Origin of the sequence: Candidatus Kurthia intestinigallinarum (assembly GCF_003991225.1) — a bacterium.
In the GTDB taxonomy this organism is placed as follows: Bacteria; Bacillota; Bacilli; order Bacillales_A; family Planococcaceae; genus Kurthia; species Kurthia populi.
Genome location: NZ_JTFC01000085.1, coordinates 1 through 892, shown reverse-complemented (window position 1 = coordinate 892; position 892 = coordinate 1). Strand labels below are relative to the sequence as shown.

The 892-nt window shown below is 27.5% G+C and carries 1 protein-coding gene; it reads left to right on the top strand.

Translation table 11 applies throughout. From position 1 onward, the window contains the following. Nucleotides 1-15 precede the first annotated feature (15 nt). Nucleotides 16-892, top strand: an 877-nt coding sequence (locus QI30_RS18795) for a hypothetical protein (RefSeq protein ID WP_148113886.1), incomplete at its 3' end; no start/stop codon positions are given.

The following is an 892-nucleotide window of genomic DNA, read 5'->3' as shown; positions in this document are numbered from 1 at the left end:
AATTTATGAGAGGGTGTGTTTAAAATTATTCTCAACATAGAAAATATAGGAATAATAGCTAACGCAGATATAAAAATAGAAGGTGTAACCGTAATAGCTGGATCTAATAGTTCGGGGAAAAGTACGGTGGGGAGAGTCTTATATGCTATCGGCACGAGCTTAGCTGAAAGTTCGTATATAAAATTATTCAAGCAAAAGTTAAATATCATAGATAATGAGTTAAACAGACTTAAAAAAATTTCATTAGATGAAGAAAGTTTAGCAATTGCGGAAGAAGCAACTGCATTGCTTGATAATATGTCGTATATCATTTCTATGCTCGAAGAGCATCCTACTTCTCAAAAAGAGTTTGAAAATCAAAGTATTAATTTTTCTAATAAACTAAAAAAAATCATTAATTCTTTAGAAGAAACCGTCATAACACAAAGTCTAACAACGGGAAATTTAGAAGGAGAAATGGAAGTAGATTTAGATGATATTCTTATTAGAATGAGTATCAAAGAAATTAAAAAGATATTAGACACAGATATTCTAAAAGAAGATAATTTGAAATTTGAAATGTTGCAATCGGTATTTAACAATGAATTCAATTCTCAAATTTCTAATTTAACATCTAATAATTTAAAATCAACAATTTCATTTACAGAGGTTAATAATAATAGTGGGAAGCTTGTTTTCATAGAAGATGTATTAGACAGAGAAGCATCAACGATTAATATAAACAGAGAGTTTGTTAGACCAATTTTCATAGATGATCCTACAGTTATTGATGAGATTTCTGAATCAATTAGAATATATTTGGGAGGTAAGAAATTATCTTATAATCATAAATCATATCTTATTGATTTATTAAAACAAACAAATTCGGATGAAAATGTTTTTTCAAAAAAGA